16 protein-coding genes are annotated in these 18,782 nt (G+C 61.1%); 13 read left to right on the top strand and 3 right to left on the bottom strand.

Annotated features, from left to right (window positions below):
• The 5 genes from HPS36_RS16340 to HPS36_RS16320 are packed head-to-tail and all read left to right on the top strand — an operon-like array spanning position 1 to position 9,558.
• Complete coding sequence (locus HPS36_RS16340; RefSeq protein WP_049983720.1) at positions 1-1,122, top strand: hypothetical protein; 1,122 nt, start codon at positions 1-3, stop codon at positions 1,120-1,122.
• Entirely contained in the window at positions 1,115-3,340 is a 2,226-nt protein-coding gene (locus tag HPS36_RS16335; RefSeq protein WP_173231054.1) for a VirB4 family type IV secretion system protein, read from the top strand. Before HPS36_RS16340 ends, HPS36_RS16335 begins: the two co-directional genes overlap by 8 nt.
• Positions 3,333-7,157 carry an ATP-binding protein gene (locus HPS36_RS16330; RefSeq protein ID WP_173231024.1) on the top strand — a complete coding sequence of 1,275 codons (3,825 nt, stop codon included), beginning with the start codon at positions 3,333-3,335 and terminating at the stop codon, positions 7,155-7,157. Before HPS36_RS16335 ends, HPS36_RS16330 begins: the two co-directional genes overlap by 8 nt.
• On the top strand, positions 7,154-8,038 hold the full coding sequence (locus HPS36_RS16325) for a bifunctional DNA primase/polymerase (RefSeq protein ID WP_173231023.1): 885 nt from the start codon (positions 7,154-7,156) through the stop codon (positions 8,036-8,038). The genes HPS36_RS16330 and HPS36_RS16325 overlap by 4 nt, the downstream gene beginning before the upstream one ends.
• Positions 8,035-9,558, top strand: coding sequence for a primase-associated protein (locus HPS36_RS16320; RefSeq protein WP_173231022.1), 1,524 nt, complete (start codon positions 8,035-8,037; stop codon positions 9,556-9,558). Before HPS36_RS16325 ends, HPS36_RS16320 begins: the two co-directional genes overlap by 4 nt.
• Positions 9,559-9,658: 100 nt before the next feature.
• Here the strand turns inward: HPS36_RS16320 and HPS36_RS16315 are convergent, their stop codons facing one another.
• Positions 9,659-11,431 (bottom strand): hypothetical protein, encoded by a 1,773-nt coding sequence (locus HPS36_RS16315; RefSeq protein WP_173231021.1) that lies wholly within the window; start codon positions 11,429-11,431, stop codon positions 9,659-9,661.
• 660 nt (positions 11,432-12,091) lie between these two features.
• Between HPS36_RS16315 and HPS36_RS16310 the strand changes: the two genes are divergently transcribed.
• The 6 genes from HPS36_RS16310 (at position 12,092) to HPS36_RS16285 (ending at position 15,110) form a co-directional block, all read left to right on the top strand.
• Positions 12,092-12,532 (top strand): hypothetical protein, encoded by a 441-nt coding sequence (locus HPS36_RS16310; protein WP_173231020.1) that lies wholly within the window; start codon positions 12,092-12,094, stop codon positions 12,530-12,532.
• Positions 12,533-12,714: 182 nt separating this feature from the next.
• Positions 12,715-13,260, top strand: coding sequence for a hypothetical protein (locus HPS36_RS16305; RefSeq protein ID WP_173231019.1), 546 nt, complete (start codon positions 12,715-12,717; stop codon positions 13,258-13,260).
• Between the two features lie 72 nt (positions 13,261-13,332).
• The gene (locus HPS36_RS16300) at positions 13,333-13,623 is read left to right on the top strand and encodes a hypothetical protein (RefSeq protein WP_173231018.1); all 291 of its coding nucleotides are present in this window, start codon (positions 13,333-13,335) and stop codon (positions 13,621-13,623) included.
• The gene (locus HPS36_RS16295) at positions 13,623-13,958 is read left to right on the top strand and encodes a DUF7558 family protein (RefSeq protein WP_173231017.1); all 336 of its coding nucleotides are present in this window, start codon (positions 13,623-13,625) and stop codon (positions 13,956-13,958) included. Before HPS36_RS16300 ends, HPS36_RS16295 begins: the two co-directional genes overlap by 1 nt.
• Positions 13,959-14,007: 49 nt before the next feature.
• On the top strand, positions 14,008-14,604 hold the full coding sequence (locus HPS36_RS16290; protein ID WP_173231016.1) for a DUF7437 domain-containing protein: 597 nt from the start codon (positions 14,008-14,010) through the stop codon (positions 14,602-14,604).
• Positions 14,601-15,110 (top strand): hypothetical protein, encoded by a 510-nt coding sequence (locus HPS36_RS16285; protein ID WP_173231015.1) that lies wholly within the window; start codon positions 14,601-14,603, stop codon positions 15,108-15,110. Before HPS36_RS16290 ends, HPS36_RS16285 begins: the two co-directional genes overlap by 4 nt.
• 60 nt (positions 15,111-15,170) lie before the next feature.
• Here HPS36_RS16285 and HPS36_RS16280 read toward each other — a convergent pair whose 3' ends face one another.
• Together HPS36_RS16280 and HPS36_RS16275 are read right to left on the bottom strand one after the other, a co-directional pair.
• Positions 15,171-15,953: a winged helix-turn-helix domain-containing protein gene (locus HPS36_RS16280; RefSeq protein ID WP_173231014.1), complete on the bottom strand. Its 783-nt coding sequence runs from the start codon at positions 15,951-15,953 to the stop codon at positions 15,171-15,173.
• A complete protein-coding gene (locus HPS36_RS16275) occupies positions 15,950-16,153 on the bottom strand; it encodes a hypothetical protein (protein ID WP_173231013.1) in 204 nt (67 codons plus the stop codon). Before HPS36_RS16275 ends, HPS36_RS16280 begins: the two co-directional genes overlap by 4 nt.
• Before the next feature lie 1,093 nt (positions 16,154-17,246).
• Between HPS36_RS16275 and HPS36_RS16270 the strand changes: the two genes are divergently transcribed.
• Both HPS36_RS16270 and HPS36_RS16265 read left to right on the top strand, forming a co-directional pair.
• A complete protein-coding gene (locus tag HPS36_RS16270; RefSeq protein WP_173231012.1) occupies positions 17,247-17,423 on the top strand; it encodes a hypothetical protein in 177 nt (58 codons plus the stop codon).
• Positions 17,420-18,661 carry an RNA-guided endonuclease InsQ/TnpB family protein gene (locus HPS36_RS16265; RefSeq protein ID WP_173231011.1) on the top strand — a complete coding sequence of 414 codons (1,242 nt, stop codon included), beginning with the start codon at positions 17,420-17,422 and terminating at the stop codon, positions 18,659-18,661. The genes HPS36_RS16270 and HPS36_RS16265 overlap by 4 nt, the downstream gene beginning before the upstream one ends.
• The last annotated feature ends 121 nt before the right edge of the window (positions 18,662-18,782 follow it).

Genomic DNA, 18,782 nt, shown 5'->3' with positions numbered 1-18,782 from the left:
ATGTCAGCAGATCAAGACGCGGCCGCACGGCGCATCATGGATCAGTTCGGTGAGGAGAGTCGCATCCCGTATCTCAATATCGAGGAAGGGGACGTCGGTATGCTCATCGCCTTCCCCATTATTGGGCTGTTTATCGCTGGCCTCACCGGGATCGAGTCGCTTGCCCTCCCGTTCGTTGCTGGCGGGCTTGGCTTTGGCGTTGCCGTCATCTACGTCTCACCAACCCACCTGAACGCTTGGACGTGGACGAAAGATGTCTATCGGTACCTCAAACGACCTCAGGTCACGTTCAGTGCGCCCGCCGAAGCCGACACGAGTACCAACGAGTCAGAGCGGAACGAAGGCGGACTCGCGAACTACACGCCGTTCAAGCCGGACGAGCGAACGCAGGATCTCACCAACATCAAGCGAGCGTGGCCAGGCGCTGGTGCCATCCAGCGTGAAGACGGCGCGATGGAGGCGTTCATCGAGATCGATCCGGCCAACATGGACTTCGCGATGTCCGACGACTGGGCACAGCTCCAGGACGCTGGCGAAGAGTTCGCCAACAAAGAGCTGGACTCGAAGCTCAAACTCCACGCCACAACCCGTTCATTTCCGGTGGAGCAGATCACCGAGACCATCGAAGATCGGCTCACGGACGAAGACGTCACGGAGAACCCGATTTTCCGGGAACTCCTCGAAGAGTACCGGGAGACACGGCCGAAGGAGATGCGCGACCGGGGCATTCAGCAGGTCCGGTACTACATCGGCGTTGAAGTCAGCCCGATAGAAGTGTACGACCGCTTCCGCGACGAGGGCACCCCCGCAGAGAAGCTGACGCAGTTCCCCGTCATCGGGTTCCTGTTCAACCCGTTCGTCACCCGCCGCGAGGACCTTACTGACGTCGAGCGCCGCGCGCAGATGTTCGAGAAGCTCGACAGTCGGGTGAACGACGTTCGATCCGAGTTCATCCAGCAGGCGTCGGGGTGGTCCGCACGCAGGCTCAGCACGGTCGAGCTGTTCGTTCTGAATATGGACTTCTGGAACGGTCGCGAACATGACTACGACGAGGCGGAACGTGTCGTTCGCGACCAATCGATCATCGGCCACTCGCGCCGGGAGGACCCACACGATGCGTAATGTGATCCTCCAGACCGGTGGTGGTGCGCTTGGCTCCGTCGCCGGGTGGCTCCAGAATCTGACGCCAGCAGAGAGTACAGTGCTTGCCCTTGCAGCGGGTCTCGGCCTTGGCGTCGGCAGTAAGTACCTCTGGGACCGCTTCACTGCGGATGATGAACCAGACGTGGACTTTACCGATGTCCTCAACGAGGAGACACTCGAAGAAGGCGAGGCCGAACGCAAGCTTCTCGACGACATCTCCGAGTCGCACAAGACCGTCACCGCGCCCGGAGCTGTCGAGTGGGAAACGCGAGCCGCACGGGTCGGCGAACAGTGGACGACGACACTCTACATCGCTAACTATGCCGACTATCCCAACGACGGGTATCTGAGCGACCTCTTCGAGATGACCGACGTCCAGTTCGATCTGACGGCCCACATCACGCCGAAGAATCAGGAGCGGGCCCGGAACGAACTGCAAGACATCGCGGACGACCTCCAGGTCGATGCTGACCTCGAACAGAGTATTCGGAGCGCCTATCTCCAAGAGCGCGCCAACGAGGCCGCAGCGACGTACAAGGCCGTCGAGAACGGCGCGAACGTCTTCGACCAAGGGATGTTCATCACGGTTAGAGCCGACGAGAAAGACAAGCTCAGAGATGCCGTCCAGACGGTCAAGAGCGCGCTCCGCGACGACCCGGCGAACCTCACGCCGAAGACGGCTATCTGTCGGCAGGATCTCGCTCTCCAGTCCGCCGCGCCCATCGGTGACAACGAGTTCGGGCGGACGTCGATCGCGCTCGGCGGCGCCGTCGGGGCGTTACTCTCCTCGCCGCACAACGCGACGATTCTCGAGGAGGGCGGCGTCGAGTTCGGGATTCACAAAGACAATCAAAGCCCCGTGGTCATCGACCCGTTCGCCCGGGACAACGGGTACGCGATGTTCACCGTCGGCGACACGGGGTCGGGGAAGTCGTTCAGTTCGAAGCAGAACTTCATCCGCTCCATCGAGCAGAGCAAGGATCGCATCGGCATCATCCTCGAACCGCTGAACAACTGGGCTGGTGTCTCGGAAGCCCTCGACGCCAAACGAATCACGGTTGGCGGGACGCTCGGTCTCAACCCCTTGGAAATCCGCGAGACGCCCGAGCACGTCCAGCGAGCGATGGGTGAGGACGCCAGTCCGTTCAACGAGAAACTCGACGACGCGATGAGCTTCCTCACGAACTTCTTCGCCCTCCGGGGTATCTCACTGGGAGATCGGCGCACCACGCTCGAACTCGCCCTCAAACGTGCCTACCAGCGCAACGGGATCACCGACGACATCTCGACGCACAGCAATTCGAGTCCGACCATCCGCGAGATGATGGACGTCTTCGAGGATATGGTCGACGACCCCGAGGAGTTCGTCGTCCGGTCCGACGAGGAGGCCGGGAAGATCAAGGAGGACGCGACGTGGCTCCTCGATCAGCTCCGCCCCTTCGAGGACGACGGGCGGCACGCCAACCTCGGCCAAGAGTCCGACTTCGACATCCGGGACGAGAAGGTCATCTACCTCGACCTCGCTCAGCAGGAGGGCAGCGTCGACAGCAGCACGGCGCTGACGATGCAGCTCCTGATCTCGCTGGTGTATGAGCGGGCGAAAGTCTCGGAGAAGGAGGTCGTGTTCTACATCGACGAGGCGCGCTACATTATGCAGGACGCCGCGAGCCTGGCGTTCCTCGAAACGGTATTCCGCCACCACCGACACCACGACCTCTCGATCCGGCTGGTCACGCAGACCGTCGACGAGTTCTTCGAGCACGCCGAAAGCGAGGCGATCCTGGATCAGTGTGCGGTCAAGCAGTTCCACCGCCTCGACGGGATGGACGAGGAGTGGGCCGACGAGTTCGGGTTGAACTACGCGCAGATGCGGTTCGTCCAGGATGCCGTGCCGGGCAACGAGGACGCCGGCTTCTCCGAGGCCCTCGTGGGCGTCGACGGCGAGTGGCGCGGCATCCAGGTCAAAGCGATGCCCAAGGAGAAGCAGGTCATCGACTTCGACCCGACCTCCCAAGTTCGGTCCTCATTGCCCGGCGCCGGCGACGACGCCGTCGATACCGAGATGGAGGAGTTCCAGGAAGAGCTCGAGCATCGAGCAACGAACGGAACGAACGAAACGAACGAACTGAACGAGGAATCAGACGCCGTCGAAGCTGAGCCAGACGGCGGGTCGACGGAGAGAACCAACGATGGCTGAGTACCTGCGCGTCACGCCGACATCCGAGCGGCTTGACCCGGAGAGTATCCCCCGAGTCCTCGACAGCCTCCACAAGCTGACCACGCCCGGCTCGTCGGGTCTCGGGGCGAAGCTGAACCCGCTCCACAGTGAGACACCACCCCGATTCGAGTTCCTCGCAATCAGTGATGGCCCGGACGACCCGGTGGAGTTCTTCTACGGGGCCGATGCCCACCTCGATACGCTCGAGAAGCGCCTCCGCTCCATCTATCCGGCCACGTTCGACATCGAACGCGTCGACGTCGACGTCGCCGCCCGGCTCATTCAGCCAGTCGAGTTCACACCGCAGGAATTCGCGGACCACTACGAGGCCGGGCGGCTGCAGTACGAGTTTGGCCCGGCAGAACAGTACGATATCGTTGACGAGGAATCAGCGGACTCCGAGTCAGCTGAGACAGACCCCGTTGTCGACGGCGGTACAGCAGCCACGAGCGTCCCCGATCATCACGTGACTGTCGGGGACTCGGCCCTGGAACTAGCGCCGCCCGATGCACTTCCAGACGACGAGGAAGAGCGACGGGCCATCGAGAAGCCAACGATGACACCGGCGGGAACGATTCTGGCTCGCCCGGCTCAAGACGCTGTCTCGCCGCTCGGTGTTCGGTGGTGTGGATCCGCGTCGCGGAAGCAGGACTGGATGACCTCGCTGACGCCGTTCACGGCGGAGGAAACGAATGGCGACCTCTCGTCCGTCGACGAACCGGGCGCGGCGCTGGCGTCGCTGATCGACCACCTGATGGAGGCAACAGCGCCGACCGCGTTCCAGGTCGTCTTCCAACGGCGTGCCAGCTGGCAATCCGACGCGGAGGTACGAAAAGAGGACCTCGTCGACGGCCGCGATACGTTCTTCCAGGAGGTCGTCGGGTCGTTGCTCGAGGTCGAGGACCAGCGGAGCGATCAGGACGATCGGCAGCTGAGCGAGGCCGTCGAGAAGCGGATCGAGTACATCGACGCGAAGAACGCCAAACGGTCGTTCACGGTCAACATCCGGGCCGTCGGCGTCCCCACCGACGACACCCGCGACGACCTCGATGCCCGGATGGACTCGCTCCTCCCTGTGTTCGACCCGCTTGATGGACCGTTCTACGAGGTCGAGGGGCAACGCCTCCGGGACAGCGGCTTCCGTGAGAAAACGAAGGAGAAGAAGGCACGGGCCGCTCTCCAGCGCCTCCTCAATCGCGAGTTGACGACGGGACGAGGGAAGACCCGCCCCGAGCTGGTCCTCAGCGGGACGGAGCTCGCGAACTTCGTCCTCGTCCCCTCCTCCGAACAGTTGACCGTCGAAGGGACGCGGGGAACGAGGGCCGAACAGCAGAGTCGGAACCCGCTCCCGTGGCCGAATCCGGATCTAATCCAGCAGTTCCAGGACGGGATGGCCATCGGCTACGCGCTCGACGAGAACGGTGAGCCACGGCCGGACCCCATTCGGATCCCGCCGGACCTGTTGCCGACGCATTACGGGCGGTTCGCGTCGACTGGTGGCGGGAAGTCGAAGGCCATCATCAACGACGCCCTCTCTCTCCGCGAAACGACTGGTGGCCCCGTCGTCCTCGTCGACCCGAAGGGCGACGGGATGTGTGAGAACTACCTGCGCTGCCACTACGAGCGGTTCGGTGGCCTCGATGACGTCTACCACTTCCGCGTCCCAGAGACAATCCCCGCGTTCTCCTTCTTCGACATCCGGCCCGCGCTCGAAGCGGGTCGCAACCGAGAGGACGCGATTCAGGACAAGGTCGACCACTTCCACGACATCCTCCGGATGATTATGGGTCGCGAGCAGTACGGGCAGGCGTTCGTCGCGAACGAGATTCTGAGCTACCTGATCAAGGCGCTGTTCGACGAGGAGTACGGGAGCGACGTGTTCGGGCTGGACGACCTCTTCGCTGCTGCCCTCCGGATGCAGCGCGACCAGACGATTCCCCCGGTCTCAGCGGACAACCAGAACATCGAGGAATCGCTGACGCGCCACTTCGCGAAGGACAACCACCAGTTCCAGGTGTCGATGGACGCCGTCGGGAACCGCCTCGACAAGCTCAAAGAGGACGCGCATCTTCGGCGGATCTTCAGCCACGTCCCCGAGCAGAACGAGGCCGGCGAGTACGTCGACAACCGCTTCGACTTCCGCGAATTCCTCGATGAAGACGCCACCATCATCTTCGACCTCGGTGACCTCCGACCGGAGGCACAGCGAGCGATCACACTCCTGCTGTTGAGCAACCTCTGGGACGCCGTGCAGGTGCGCCGGCGCGATGGCCAGACCGACTACGAGAAGCTCACGAACCTCATCATCGAAGAGGCGGCGCCGGTTGCGTCGACGAAGCTCGTCTCCGAGCAGCTCCTGCCGCAGGGCCGGTCGTTCGGGTTGAGTATGGGGCTCGTGATGCAGTTCCCGGAACAGGTGCGGAATCGGAACGAGCGGGCCTACGATGAGGTGCTGAACAACATCAAGACGAAGCTCATCGGCAACATCTCGATCGAGCGCGATCTCGCGGAGTCGCTTGCCCACGAGGACCTCAGCCCGACCGAACTCCGCAACCGGATCAATACGCTGCCAAGTGGTGAGTGGATTGCGCAACTCCCGAGTCCGTCGTTCGGGGAGACTGGTCCGCCGCCGTTTTCGTTGAAGCCGCTCCCGATTGCGCCGGGGCATCCAGAAAGCGACCAGCCGCTCACAGAGCCCCAGAAAGACCATTTCGAGTCCGTGTCCCGGCCACGGATGGTCGAACGGACACAGGCCCAGTACGGGCTGACAGAGCCGACTGACTCGAGCACTGCCCCAGAGGAGACTGGCTGGGGGAGTTCGGGGGCTGAGACGACGGGCTCAGCTGCCGACGGCGATGCAGCGACCGACCCGACGCAATCCGCGTTCATCAGCGAATCGACGACCGAGGACGCGTCGACGTCGACCACCCAGTCCGAGACGGACAACGACCCAGATGGAGACGAGGCAGCGATGAGCCCCCTGTTCGGGCAGGCCACCGGGACGGACGAGGACCCAGCTGGTGACCAAGCTACGCAGCCGGAGAACGGGGCAACGCCCGTTCAGGAAAGCAGCGTACCCGTCCCCGATGACGAACTCCGACAACGCGGGCTCAGCCGTGACGACGTCCGGTTCCTGAATCGGGTCCTCGACGTGATGAACCGAGAGGACGACGAGTACACGCTACTGGACAGGATGAGCCAGCTTCAGGACGAATACGACGACCTCCATGTGGAGCGGCTCACGGAGCAGGACCTCCTGGACGCGGACTCCGCGGCGGGGCGCAAGTACTACACCGTCCTCCCGGACGGTCGAGACCTCCTCGGGAGAGAATTGAAGGCGGGACCAGGAGCGGGCGATCTCGGCGAGAAAACGCCACACAAGGTTGGCGTCCGGCTCCTCGAGCTGTGGCTCCAGCAGCGGGACGACGTGGTTCGCGTGGAACCGTACTACGAAACCGACGACGGCACCGTACTGGACGTGGCCGGCATCGACGAGGACGGCGATCTCGTCTGGGCCGGCGAAGCAGAGCTCGCGAGTAACAACCGGCACGCCCCGGTCCAGGATTACGACAAACTCAGCGCGGTGGACGCCGACGCGATCTGGGCCTTCAACAATCGCGAGACAGCCCTCGACGTCCTGGAGAGCCTTGCCGACGCCGATCGGATCGACGAGCGAGTCAGCGGGCGAGCGGCACGGTCGTTCGCGACCATCAGAGACGCCGTCGACGACTTCGATGCTGCGGGCCTGACCACTGTACGGGGCTTCAAAAATCTCGATCAAGAACTCAACCAATGACCTGGCGACACGCGACCCGCGAGGAGATCTACGCCTACTACGCCGAGGAGTTCCCCCGCTATCTGGACGACCTGCCGGAATTCATCACGGCGACCGGCCCGAAACAGTACGCCATCGCCTTCCGCGAGTCCCACCCGGTTCGCAAAGACGAGGTGCCTGACAAGGACTTCATCCGGCGGGATACGTGGCAAACAGATGCGTCGGGCGACCGAACGACACCCGAGTTCGACGACTTCGAGGACGTCGTCGAGTTCATTCGGCATCCAGCCCGCAACGACCCGCTGGGGCGGAGCGAGTTCGCGCTTGCTGATCCGGAGGTGCTGGAGAAACCGGACCCACGTCCTGATGCCGTCTACTACGCGCTGGATCACTGGGAACGACCCTGGGTCCTCCTCGTTGACATCGACGCGAAAGAGATCGCCCGAGACCGGGCGGTGGAGCGGGTCCCGGTGGACGTCGATGATCGGGACGACGATGCGCTTCTCGACGCTGCGGGTATCCTCGACGCCGCTCCCGAGGGGTATCCGTACGCCTTCGAAGACGTCGACCGCGCCATCGAGTATGGGTTCGAGGTGCGCGACATCTTTGAGGACGATTTCGACGCCGAGGAGACGATGGTGGTGTACAGCGGGCAGGGAGTCCACGTCTACCTACTGGATACCGACCCGGCGCACCGATACGACGAGCAAAGTCGCGAGGTGTTGAACGACCTCCTCCTCGAGACGTACGACATCCCGATCGACCCCGTCGTGACGGCCGACCGCCGACGTGTCGCTCGCCTGCCTTACTCGCTGCACGCCGACGTCTGTAGCATCGTTCAACCAATCGAGAGCCCGGCGTTCGACGTTCGGTCGGCGACACCCGAGGTGATCGACGAATGAGTCCGAGTACGCCCACCGACGACGAAGACATGGCGTATCGAGTTGCGGCACTCCCGCTGGAGTACGGTGAGACCCGGATCAACCAGCTGTTTACGCGTGGTTACAATCGATACGTCGTCGACGGCGAGGACCAACCCGAGGACCTCGTGAACGACGTCGAGCGGTTCGGGACGGCGGCGTTCAAAGAGCAGGTTCGTGCCGACGCCGCCGAAGAGCCGTTCGTCGACGAGCCGGGGACGCTCGCCGTGCTCGCGACGCTGAGTGCGATCTGTGTGAAAGAGCACCCCAAGTTCGAGCACGCGTCGCCCCGGAACATCCAGGTGCTCTACGACATCCGAGAGCTGTACGTCAACAATCTCGCCTCCCTCATCCGCGCCCACGGCGATGGGTCGCTCCAACAGGACATCGCCGACGTGCTGTACAGCAAGGAGCCCGGTGAAGATGGCCCGCACCCGGGCCGGGTCTGTACGGGCATCACGGAGATGCCGGAGTTCGGGGATGGCCTCTACCTCGAAATCCCGATGGCAGCGGCGTCACGCAAATGTCTCGTTCGGGAGGACGAGTCGTCGACAGGGAATGACGATGGCGGGGAGATACTGACGCGAGTGAAGGACAACAATCTGTACGTCCCGGTCGGTGATTTCGACAGCAAGTATCGGGACTACGCTGAGCGGGCGTTCAAGAAGCTCCTGCGGGTGCAAGAAGACGGGCTCTCCGACGACCAGCTATCGTGGCTGACCACGAACGAGTCGGCAATTACGGAGCGGATCGACCGCTTCCTCGAGACCGGCCATCACGAGCGCATCTGGCGGAACTGGGACCGTGGGGAACGGACGATTCGCGTCCTCCGGCGGGCTCTTAGTGATGCGCCCGATGACGTGGCGCAAAAGGGTGAGTTCCACACGGCGAAGGAGCTCTATCGAGCGATTACGGCGTACGAAGCCGAGGACGAGTGGGAATCCTCTGTAACGGATTGGATCTCGAGTCCAAGCAGTCTCGCGAAGACGCTCGCCGACCACGAGTCCCACTCGGCCGTCACGATCGACCGCGACGGGCGCGTCAATACGTACCGAATCGGGCGAGCTGGAACCGGCGCCGAACAGATCGAAATGCGAGAGATCGAGGACCTCTTCGAACTCCCCTGTATGGCGAATATGGAGGAGCGACTCCACGAGAAGAAGCCCGTCCGGAAGGACCTCTACAACTTCGCGCGGATGGTGATGTGGCTCCCGCAGTATCAGGACAGCAGCCTCGACGAGATCGTCGCGGACCTCAAGGACGTTTTCTCCCGGTGGCCGTGGTACGACGAGCAGGAGACCGAGTACCAGGTTCGCTATGAATTCTCGAACACGATCGAGGGCAACACGCCGTTGCCGATGAACTGCGATAACGACGATCTGCAGCGGTACTGCATCGGCCAAGACCAGTGTCCCTACTCGATCTGGGGCAGTCTCCCGTTCCCGGATGAGATGTACGAGCAGGTTGAGGAGGAGTCCGCCGGCCCCACTGAGCAATTCTGATTCAGAGAGTGGGATATGGCAGCAGTCTATCGTTGGCTTCGCACCGGTATAGTCCTATAATCATACAGTCGATGATAGAAACACTACCCTCAGCAACAACTTATGACGATTGGATCAGCTCGTCCAATTCATCCACAATCCACCCTCCAGTAGCCCCCTTTGCAACAATTTCGTGACGAACTCCATCGTTGTACACTAACTCTAGCTCCCGGTGATATTCCGGCCCAGAGCGCCCCTCAATCATCGCCTCCAGACGCCGTAACATGAACTCACTATACTTCCACGGCAATGATCCCTCTTCATACTCTCTCAAGTCGCTACACCTCGTGAATAGGATTTCCGTGATATACTTCTTGAACTGGTGTGGAATCTCTTCAGTCGTCAGAATCTCTTGGTGACACGACAACATAATCTCTACTGCCGACTTAGGAATGGTTCCACCTCGATCACGCCGATACGATTCTAGCGCTATGAATTCGTCAAAGTCACCATCCTCATCCTTCACATCATACTCGTCGTTTTTAACCAGCCGCTCCATAATCCGGAGTAAATCTCCCATGTTACTGATCATCTCATACATTAATCGGGAGTAGTCGTTCGGCCATTCGCTATCTGGATCAGTTTCCTCCGTATTCTCGTAGTTCTCGCACATTAGGCGCGTCATCGATTCGTAATAATACAACCACATATGCCAGTCAATTCGCTGGTAGAACGCCTCACGCACCATAATATCAAAGAAACTGATGGCGATGAAGAGCGGGTCGTTAAACACGTAGTCCTTCGAGCGATTCACGGATGTCAACCGCTGAGCGTTGTACTTATCGTAGTCCTTCGTTCCCTGATCGCGCAGCATCTCTTTGGCCGTATCCCCGACCGGCTTGTACGCATCTAATTCCTCAGCACGAGAGCAATCCGAGAACAACGCATGCAACAACCGATTATCGGGATCAACTCGATATCGGTAGATCCCGTCCATCGACATATTATTCGAGATTTCTTGATACAGCAAGCTGTTTTCTTCTCGAAGGAGCGTTGTGAGGTACTGGTGCGTAACGTCTCGACGCCGAAACCCGTCGAGGTCGGTGTCTAAGATGATGTCAATCCCGAGCCCAGGGTCAAGAATTGGGTGTTTAGCGCCGAATTCAGGGTCCAACAGCAGAGTTTCTGTGTAACTGGAGGCGCCTTCTGCCGAGTCTGCAAGCCGGTACCGTAGCGCTGTGAGGTAGTATGTTGCTTGCCGACGCTTCAGTTCAAAGCTGTCTCGCACACGCTCACGAGCAGTTTGCTCTGCGTTATCTTCCTCTACATATTTGATCAAAGGCGAAGAGTCATCGAGTTCTTCTGCTTCTTCTTCAGTCTCGATAAGGGTGTGTGTGACTGTAATATCGATGTCTCGCCATTGTTGTTCACTCGGTGGAGTGGGTTTCTTCGGGTGGTCGATAAGGGGTGTATAGTTGTCCCGAAGCACTTCCACGAGCGTAGCGTATTCGTCCCGGTTGTAGAGGTCTCGAAGTGTGGATAAGAGCATTTGTTCGTTGCGAATACGCACGCTTTTGCTTAGGAAGACTCCGAGGAATATGCCCATGATCGTGATTGCCGCAGCTAACTGGATGAATTCGATTTCGAGAGCAGTGATTTCGATAGGGGATTGTGTGTAAGAGGTAGTCAGGCTCCAAAGTGTGGTTTTGTCGGTGTTCTGTAAGTAGATGCTTCCGGCGTAGCTCGCTAGAACGGTCAGTCCGAGAGCTGTGAGAAGGGCTGCAAAAGGTTTGTTCCAGAGTGTATAGGTAACTCGGAGCTGTCGATAACGCGGTAGAACGCTGTAGATGGCGACAATGGTGGCGAAAAGTGTGAATATAAATAATTCCGCCATTTTCCAGGGAGTGGTTCTCGAGGTTTATTAACTGTAAGTATTTGCACAGCCGTCTATCCAGCGACAATCAGATGGAACATCAAGCAAGGTACGCGCCCCGTGTTCAGCACGTCAGCTGAAACCCATCAAAACAGATGAATTATAAGAATTTCCTAGGTAGTAGAAACAGATCCACTATAACCCCGTCGAGCAATTGTCAGCGTCTAACACGGCCGAAATCGAGGAAATCGGGGATATTCCACAATTCGAAGTGCCGAGTCGGAGGGTCTTGAGAGGTTCAGTCCAGGTGAAGCAACGGTTCCAAGTTATCCAGATACGGCCGTAATCACCTTCGTTACCCTGCTGTCGAGCAATTTTTGAGATTACGGCATTACTCCGGAACTCGTCGAGGTATTTTCTACCGCCTCAAATCGGCCCGACGGAGTTCTTCTCCGATTTGAGGGCGTCATATTGTCTTGCATATCGCGGTTTTCGTCCAAAGAAAGAGGCGATATGCAGTGTGCGAAGGCCGCCGGCTCTCTCAGGCCGAGGGGCCCATCACAGAGGTAGCGGAACTACGGACGTATCAGAATTAGCGCATAGTTTGACGGGGTGCGTTTCGGTGGGGTCTATCGCCCCCACGAGGGGGTAGCGGGGCGCATCACGTGCCCCCGATAGACGATGGCTTCGGAACAACGCAGCAGGGAACGAGCAGCGGATCACGCAGCAAGTACCCCCGACGGTCAGGCGCCGTGGGCGGACCTCGAGATGACGGTTCCGACCGACCGGGATCACGCGTCTGTCGTCGCGCTCGTGGAGTGTTCTCTCGTCGAACTCACGCACGAGACCGTGGGCGCCGTCTTCATCTCCCGACAGGTCGGGCGGTCGACGCGGACGCAGTACGTCGCCGCCGACGACGTCGGCGAGCAGTTCCAGAAGCGGCACTTCGACGACCGGCTGGGCTGGCAGGAGACCACCATCCCTCGACGAACCGTTCGCGACGAGCTCATCACCCAGCTCTCGCGGTCGGCGTCGACGGCGGCGGAGCGATTAGGTGAAGGAGCAACCAGCGAGCCAGACACCTTCGTCGTGAAGCCAGTTCGAGAGCTCCGAACGCCGTAGCGGATAGTCTTAACCAACATTCCGAATCGATACCGACACAGTGTTGGTTAACGCTGGGGCTGGATCCACTCCCTCGCCCCCACCCACCGCCCGCCTCCTCGAGTGAGTGAATCCTTGCGGCCGGTGGGCTCGAACGGCCGTCGCGACGGGTTTTATCGGGCCACTGTTCGTCGAGAGTGAGTATGGTCGTCGTCGAGGAGGTCACCAAACTGAGCGAGCGCCGTACCCAAACCTCGTCCGAGGCGTTTCCGGATGATGCGCTGGCGTCGATTCGGTCGGCCGTCGAGGCCGTCCCAGCAAGCGTCTTCGACGGCTCGACGAAGCACACAGAGGTCGGCGGCTTCGATACCGCGATCGCCGACGGGCTCTCGCAGTACGAGTACGAAGGGGACGCCGCCGGCGGCTACAACCCGAACTGCAAGCTCTGGTCGCATCAGGGGTTTAACTACAGCGTCGACCTCTACGACGCCGACGCCCGCATCGCCATCGAGGTCGAGAAAAGCGAGCGGAAGAACGTCAGCGACGACCTCCTCAAGTTCCAGAAGGGGCACCGCACCCAGAAGGACCGCCGGCCGAAGATCGAGTTCGGCTCTCTGGTGGTGCCGGTGAACTACCTTGGCCGGCATAATCTCTACCAGCACAGCCTGACCAAGCTCGACTTCATGAAGGGCGTCCTGTTCATCGACGACGTCGCCGTCATCGGCTATCGCGATCCGCGACCTGACTGACGCTGGCCACTCTTGCTGTTTATCGGCGCCGGGAGGCGTGCAGCGCGCGACCATGAGTGCTGCGTGATCACCATGCCTGGTCCCGATCCGCACGACGACACGAGTCGCGACTACGAACGATTCGAGAAGGAACAGCTTGCCCAGGACCGCGACGCCACCAGCGTCGACACGGCGGACGTCGACGACCCGACGGCCCAGCGCCTGGTCAACGACCTCGTCGACGCGGACGTCGTCACTCCGGTTCCTGAAAACCGCGTTCTGGTTCACGAACCCAGCGGCGCCGCGTTCGACTCGACGACGCAGCTGGCCGTCTACCACCGTGGCTGGACGGCCGGCCGCGACGCCGACGGGGAGGACGAGTGATGCAGCAGACCCTCGTCGGCTGTGCGTTCTGCGATGCCCCGCCCGGTACCGAGACTGGCGAGGCCCACACCTGGGGGCAAGACGAGCGGGTCACTCACCCGATCTGCGTCGACTGCGCGATCCAGACGGAGCCGGATCCCGACGAGCGCGATCACGTCGCCTGTGACGGCTGTGGACTAGTCGTCGACACGCTCGCAGCACTGACCCGGTTCCGGGTCGAACTGGGGCACCTGGAAGGCCCGATACAGCTGTGCGCCCGCTGTAGCCCGGGTGGGCTCGCGACGTTCTGGACGCGCGACCTCGAAGAGCATCTCGTCGCGACGCCGGCGGAGTGACCCAAACACTCTTTACTGTTTCGCTGTAAACTGTAATCAAGAACGACCCGTGTCACGCACTTCAAATCGCGCCGACGGCGACATCGTCCAGGATTTCCTCTCGGTCGCCGACCTCCTCGAGGAGCCACAGCTCGCCCAGCTGTACGCGTACCTCGCTCGGGAGGGAGAAGCGACCGTCCAGGACGTGATGGACGACCTCGAACTCGCCCAAGGGACGGCCTACAGCTACGTCAATCGGCTCGTCGATGCCGGCGTCGTCGACGTCACCGACGACGAGCAGCCCCGCCGGTACGCCGCCCGAAAGATCGACCTGACAGTGACGACGGCTGCCGGCGACCGCGAGTACACGATCACGCCGGCGCTCATCGACGCCGTCGGCCGCCGCGAGACGGACGCCGACATCGACACGTACATCGACCGGCACGGCGTCGCCGGCCTCGCGACCGCGCTCACCTACGCGGTTGCTCGGGAGCGTGGCGAGGTAACCCACCGGCTGATGGCTGAGGATCTGGACATCTCGCCACTGGCTGCGGAGATGATCTTGCAGGCGCTCCGGCCCGTCGTCCACGAGCACTACGACATCGAGGAGGCTGGGGCAGGACTCGACGAGTTGGACATCGACAGCGACGGCGCTGACGACGCGTGAGCCGGCTCCACATCGCCGACGCCGGCCTGTTCGTCGCGATGGGGCAGCCCTCGAACAGCCGCTACCAGGCTGTTCGGCGGTTCGCTCGCCGGAACGACGTCACCTTCGTCCTGCCCGAACGGGTGTACGAGGAGCTGACCGTCGACGACCTCGACGTCGAGGCACCACCTATCGACACCGCGATCGACGAGGGCTGGGCGACGGTTGCGTCACCGTTGGAGTTCTCCGAGCCGGTCGTCTCGCGGGTGATGGACGGCGTCCAGCGGTACATCGCGAACGCCGACGACCGCCCTGCCGACGAAGTCGAGTGTGCCGACGCCGCCCTCGCCGCCCTGGCTGCACAACACCTCAGCGCGGGGACGGCGACCGAGGTGTACATCTACACGACCGATATCGCGGCCGGCGAGGGGGCCGAAACCGTACTCGCGAGTGAGGGGTACGGTGACTCGGTGACGTACGTGAACGGGTTCCGGTTCATTGAGGACCTGGTTTCGAGTCGTAGCTGAGGGATAGGGACGGAAGGAGACGCATCTTACGAGGATTTGTGGTCGCTCAGCATCTCCCCCTTATTCGATTCCAAGTACCATCGCTACAAGGGCGACCAAAAATAGACCAGCGACAACCGTCGCTTCGAACCACGAAAACGCAGAAGATGCAGCTAACCCCGCTTGAAGGTCACTTGCAGCACCAACGAGTGCGCCGCCGATGAGCACGAGCACAAAGAGGCCAACGATGAGGCGACCATCGATCTGACCACGTTGGCTGGATGCTGCAGCATCGGCTTCTTTCCATGTACGTAGTGATTCTCCAGTCAACCGCCAATAGACGACGTGTTCAGTAACAATCGTCGCAAGCTGTGTTCCACCTCCGACGAACCACGCTGCACCCCCACCTGCAGCGATTCCGTATCCCCACACGAGGAGCATCTCTGCGAAGGGATCAACCGGCGTTGCAGCGAGTGCCGTGCTCAAGCTCGTGAAGATGATGGCGAAACCGGTGAGGAGAATGTACATTCCCAATCGGCGCGTCATCGCAAATTGATCTCGGATTTGGTCGAAGGCGTGAACAAGGCGGTCGATTTCAGGCGGAACTACGTCTCGCCGTTCATCTGGATGCAGATCCCAAACGAGAACGCTGCCAATTTTCTGTGACTGGACTCGATTCTCGAGTTCGAGCTCGTCTAATCGGTTCTCGACGCCCTGTCGAGACATATCTACTGCATCGGCGATATCCTGCGTTCCCATCGCGATACGGTCGTTCTCACGGAGGACGTTCAGGATCTGCTCATCTGGAACCTCCTTTCGGTCATTCGTCGAGACGAGGTCGACGAGAAGTGAGCGTAGTGTCATACAACCTCCGAGATGACGGCACCGGCTGCAGCTGCAGCGGCCGTTACGAGGACAACGATACCGACGAGGACGTAGACAATCCCCCAGAAGCTGAGATCGGTCAACCCCGTCGTACCCAGAGCGCTCCCGAACAGGAGGAAAATGAATCCCCCGCACACTAGCGCGATAGCGCCCTCGGCGGCATCAAGCAGGTCACTCATCTGAACATCACCCGGTTATGATTCGAGTACGTTAATCGCATCGTTCAGTAACACGTACATTCTGGGGGTACAAAGGTCATATCGACCGTTTTCGTGATTTTACGGTCTGGATTGGACTGGGGATAGACGAAGTGGCATTTTGCCCCTGCAAACACCGTGTTGGTCCAGAGCAAATCGCACGAATGCAGCGTAATAGACGGTTCACCACTCATCGATGAAAGCCCTCGGCCGCTCGACGTCCCGCGACCGCCGCTGCGCGCCTCGTGCCTGCGGTGCTTGCGGGGTCGGGGGACGGTCGAGGCGACCTCGCCCTTTCTGAGTCCACCAGGACTGTAGATGCCTCACCGAGCGACGTAGCCGGCTGAACAGGTGTGTACGTAGCGGCCCGCCCCGCTCGCCGCTGCCGCCCTCCGCGTCGCTCGCGACCGACCATTCCGGGCGTGCGGGCGCTCTCCGCACCGCCCGCGCCCGTTCCGGGCTAAAGTGCATGTGCCCTCGGCGCCAGCGGGTAAGCGCGCGGGGTTGCGCGGCGGGGCTGCTCACCCCCCGACTGAGAGGGCTCTGATAAAGGTGCCAAAGAATTGCGCACGAAATGGTTATTTTCGTCGTAGAAATCACCGAATCAGCTGGTAAGTAGAAATGCAGAACTAAGTAATGTCCATTCGCTGGCCAGCCCAAAATCCGAACAGCAGAAGAGCCATTCCAATCACTGCTGGTATCCAGAATCCTAATTCCGTGAATATTGTGACGGACAGTTGTTCGGGAGCAAAGATGGCTGTCCATAACGGAATCCCAATCAGTATGCTCGCTAAAGCAATGAGAGTGAATTTGAGATATGAGTCCATTGTCTGTTAATATGTTCTGCCTGTTGATAACTATTTTCTGCCTCAGTCAATAGTTCTCCTGCACTTATCGCCCCGAGCCAAGTGTTACAATGGTTCTTCGATACCTCATTCTGACTGCGTAGTGCGGTGGTGTTTTTGAGCGCCTGCGAAGGGTGCAGGCGCGTTCGGTCGTGCCTGCACAGCACAGGTGATTCGAGATGTGTTACCACCAGCGACAGGTGTACCGTCAGCAAGTGGCGCGATGATCGATGTCGGTCGAACTGAACGAGATCGAGGCTGCCGAAGTCGAACTGGAGGAGTGGTTAGTCGAACAGGCCGAAAACGGTGTTCCGGAAATCGTCCTGATCGGGCTTCTTCGGGACTACGCGGACGACGTCGAACACCTCGGCTACGTGCCGCGAATGTGGGGTGAGTCAGAGCGATGAGACGGACCAACACCTTCGAGGTCGTCCCGCAGTCAGAACAAGACGAGGCCGTCCTTCGGCGGCTCCTCGATGCATCAGCGAGCCTCTGGAACCAGCTGACCTATGCCCGCCGGCAGCAGTTCTTCGCCGGCGAGAGTGTCTGGGATTGTGAGAACTACTACGACGAGTACGTCGATGTGTTGGGGTCGGCGACGACCCAGCAGATAACCCGCGTCAACGACGCCGCTTGGCGGTCGTTCTTCGAGACGGTCGAGGAGGCCGACCAGGAGGTCAGTCCACCCGGCTACTGGGGGAACCAAGCCGACGGGCGCGACCTGCGGACCTACATCCGCAACGACGCCTACACGATCTGCTGGGGCGAGCGCTCCCGGCTGGAGGTCCCCATCGGCAGCCAGCTCAAAGACGAGTACGGTTTCAGTCGGTTCGAACGGCTCCAGGTTGCGGTCCAAGGCGACCCGCATTGGCAGGGCGAGCAGGGCCGCCTTCACCTCACCTACGACGACGTCGACGAGACGTACCGGGCTCACCAGCCGGTGACGGTCCCCGAGAACGAGCAGGCGACGCCGACGGGGACGGACGCCGCCGCGCTCGATATCGGCGCGAACGTCCTCGTGGCGTGTACGACGACGGCCGGCGACCAGTACTGGTACAGCGGCCAAGAGCCGTTCCGGCAGTTCCGCGAAACGACCGAGCGCATCGCCGACGCCAAAGCCAAGCTGCCGGATGGACAGCAGACCAGCACGCGGATCCAGCGGCTCTACCGGAAGCGGTCCCACCGGCGCGACCACGCCGTGAACGCGCTGCTTCGTGATCTGGTCGAGCGACTTCACGACGACGGCGTCGAAACCATCTATCACGGCGACCTCACCGGCGTCCTCGGCGAGTACTGGTCGGTCGAGGCGAACCTCAAAGCCCGCACGTTCTGGGCGCATCGGCAGTGTCTCGATCAACTCGCGAACGTCTGCGAGGAGTACGGCATCGAGGTGGCGTCGCTCTCTGAAGCGTGGACGTCCCAGACGTGTCCGGAGTGCGGGGAGCGCGAGCAGACCCGCCGGCATCGCGAGACGCTGCGGTGTCCGTGTGGCTTCGAGGGGCACGCCGACCTCGTCGCGTCGCGAACGCTGCTCGAACAGGCGACGAACACCGCGGTCAGGCCGACGGCACGGCCCGTGCGGTTCCAGTGGGACGACCACCAGTGGTCCCCCGTCGAGGGGGCCGCAGTGGGGCCCAACGAATAGCGCACAGACCCGCAAGGTGCCGCCGTGGTGTCGTCGTGACACCAGCGAGCGGACGCTCCGTGTCCGCGGAGTGGATGTCGATCCGCTGGTCGCTCGCTTTTCAAGCCGCTAGCGCTTCCAG

This window comes from Halorubrum salinarum (assembly GCF_013267195.1).
GTDB lineage: Archaea > Halobacteriota > Halobacteria > Halobacteriales > Haloferacaceae > Halorubrum > Halorubrum salinarum.
The sequence above is the reverse complement of the archived record's forward strand: the minus strand, read 5'-3'. Positions and strand labels throughout refer to the sequence as shown.

Coding starts and splice junctions, on each gene's coding strand:
- HPS36_RS16340 (WP_049983720.1), top strand. CDS start 1: ATGTCAGCAGATCAAGACGCGGCCGCACGGCGCATCATGGATCAGTTC.
- HPS36_RS16335 (WP_173231054.1), top strand. CDS start 1,115: ATGCGTAATGTGATCCTCCAGACCGGTGGTGGTGCGCTTGGCTCCGTC.
- HPS36_RS16330 (WP_173231024.1), top strand. CDS start 3,333: ATGGCTGAGTACCTGCGCGTCACGCCGACATCCGAGCGGCTTGACCCG.
- HPS36_RS16325 (WP_173231023.1), top strand. CDS start 7,154: ATGACCTGGCGACACGCGACCCGCGAGGAGATCTACGCCTACTACGCC.
- HPS36_RS16320 (WP_173231022.1), top strand. CDS start 8,035: ATGAGTCCGAGTACGCCCACCGACGACGAAGACATGGCGTATCGAGTT.
- HPS36_RS16315 (WP_173231021.1), bottom strand. CDS start 11,431: ATGGCGGAATTATTTATATTCACACTTTTCGCCACCATTGTCGCCATC.
- HPS36_RS16310 (WP_173231020.1), top strand. CDS start 12,092: ATGGCTTCGGAACAACGCAGCAGGGAACGAGCAGCGGATCACGCAGCA.
- HPS36_RS16305 (WP_173231019.1), top strand. CDS start 12,715: ATGGTCGTCGTCGAGGAGGTCACCAAACTGAGCGAGCGCCGTACCCAA.
- HPS36_RS16300 (WP_173231018.1), top strand. CDS start 13,333: ATGCCTGGTCCCGATCCGCACGACGACACGAGTCGCGACTACGAACGA.
- HPS36_RS16295 (WP_173231017.1), top strand. CDS start 13,623: ATGCAGCAGACCCTCGTCGGCTGTGCGTTCTGCGATGCCCCGCCCGGT.
- HPS36_RS16280 (WP_173231014.1), bottom strand. CDS start 15,953: ATGACACTACGCTCACTTCTCGTCGACCTCGTCTCGACGAATGACCGA.
- HPS36_RS16275 (WP_173231013.1), bottom strand. CDS start 16,153: ATGAGTGACCTGCTTGATGCCGCCGAGGGCGCTATCGCGCTAGTGTGC.
- HPS36_RS16270 (WP_173231012.1), top strand. CDS start 17,247: ATGTCGGTCGAACTGAACGAGATCGAGGCTGCCGAAGTCGAACTGGAG.
- HPS36_RS16265 (WP_173231011.1), top strand. CDS start 17,420: ATGAGACGGACCAACACCTTCGAGGTCGTCCCGCAGTCAGAACAAGAC.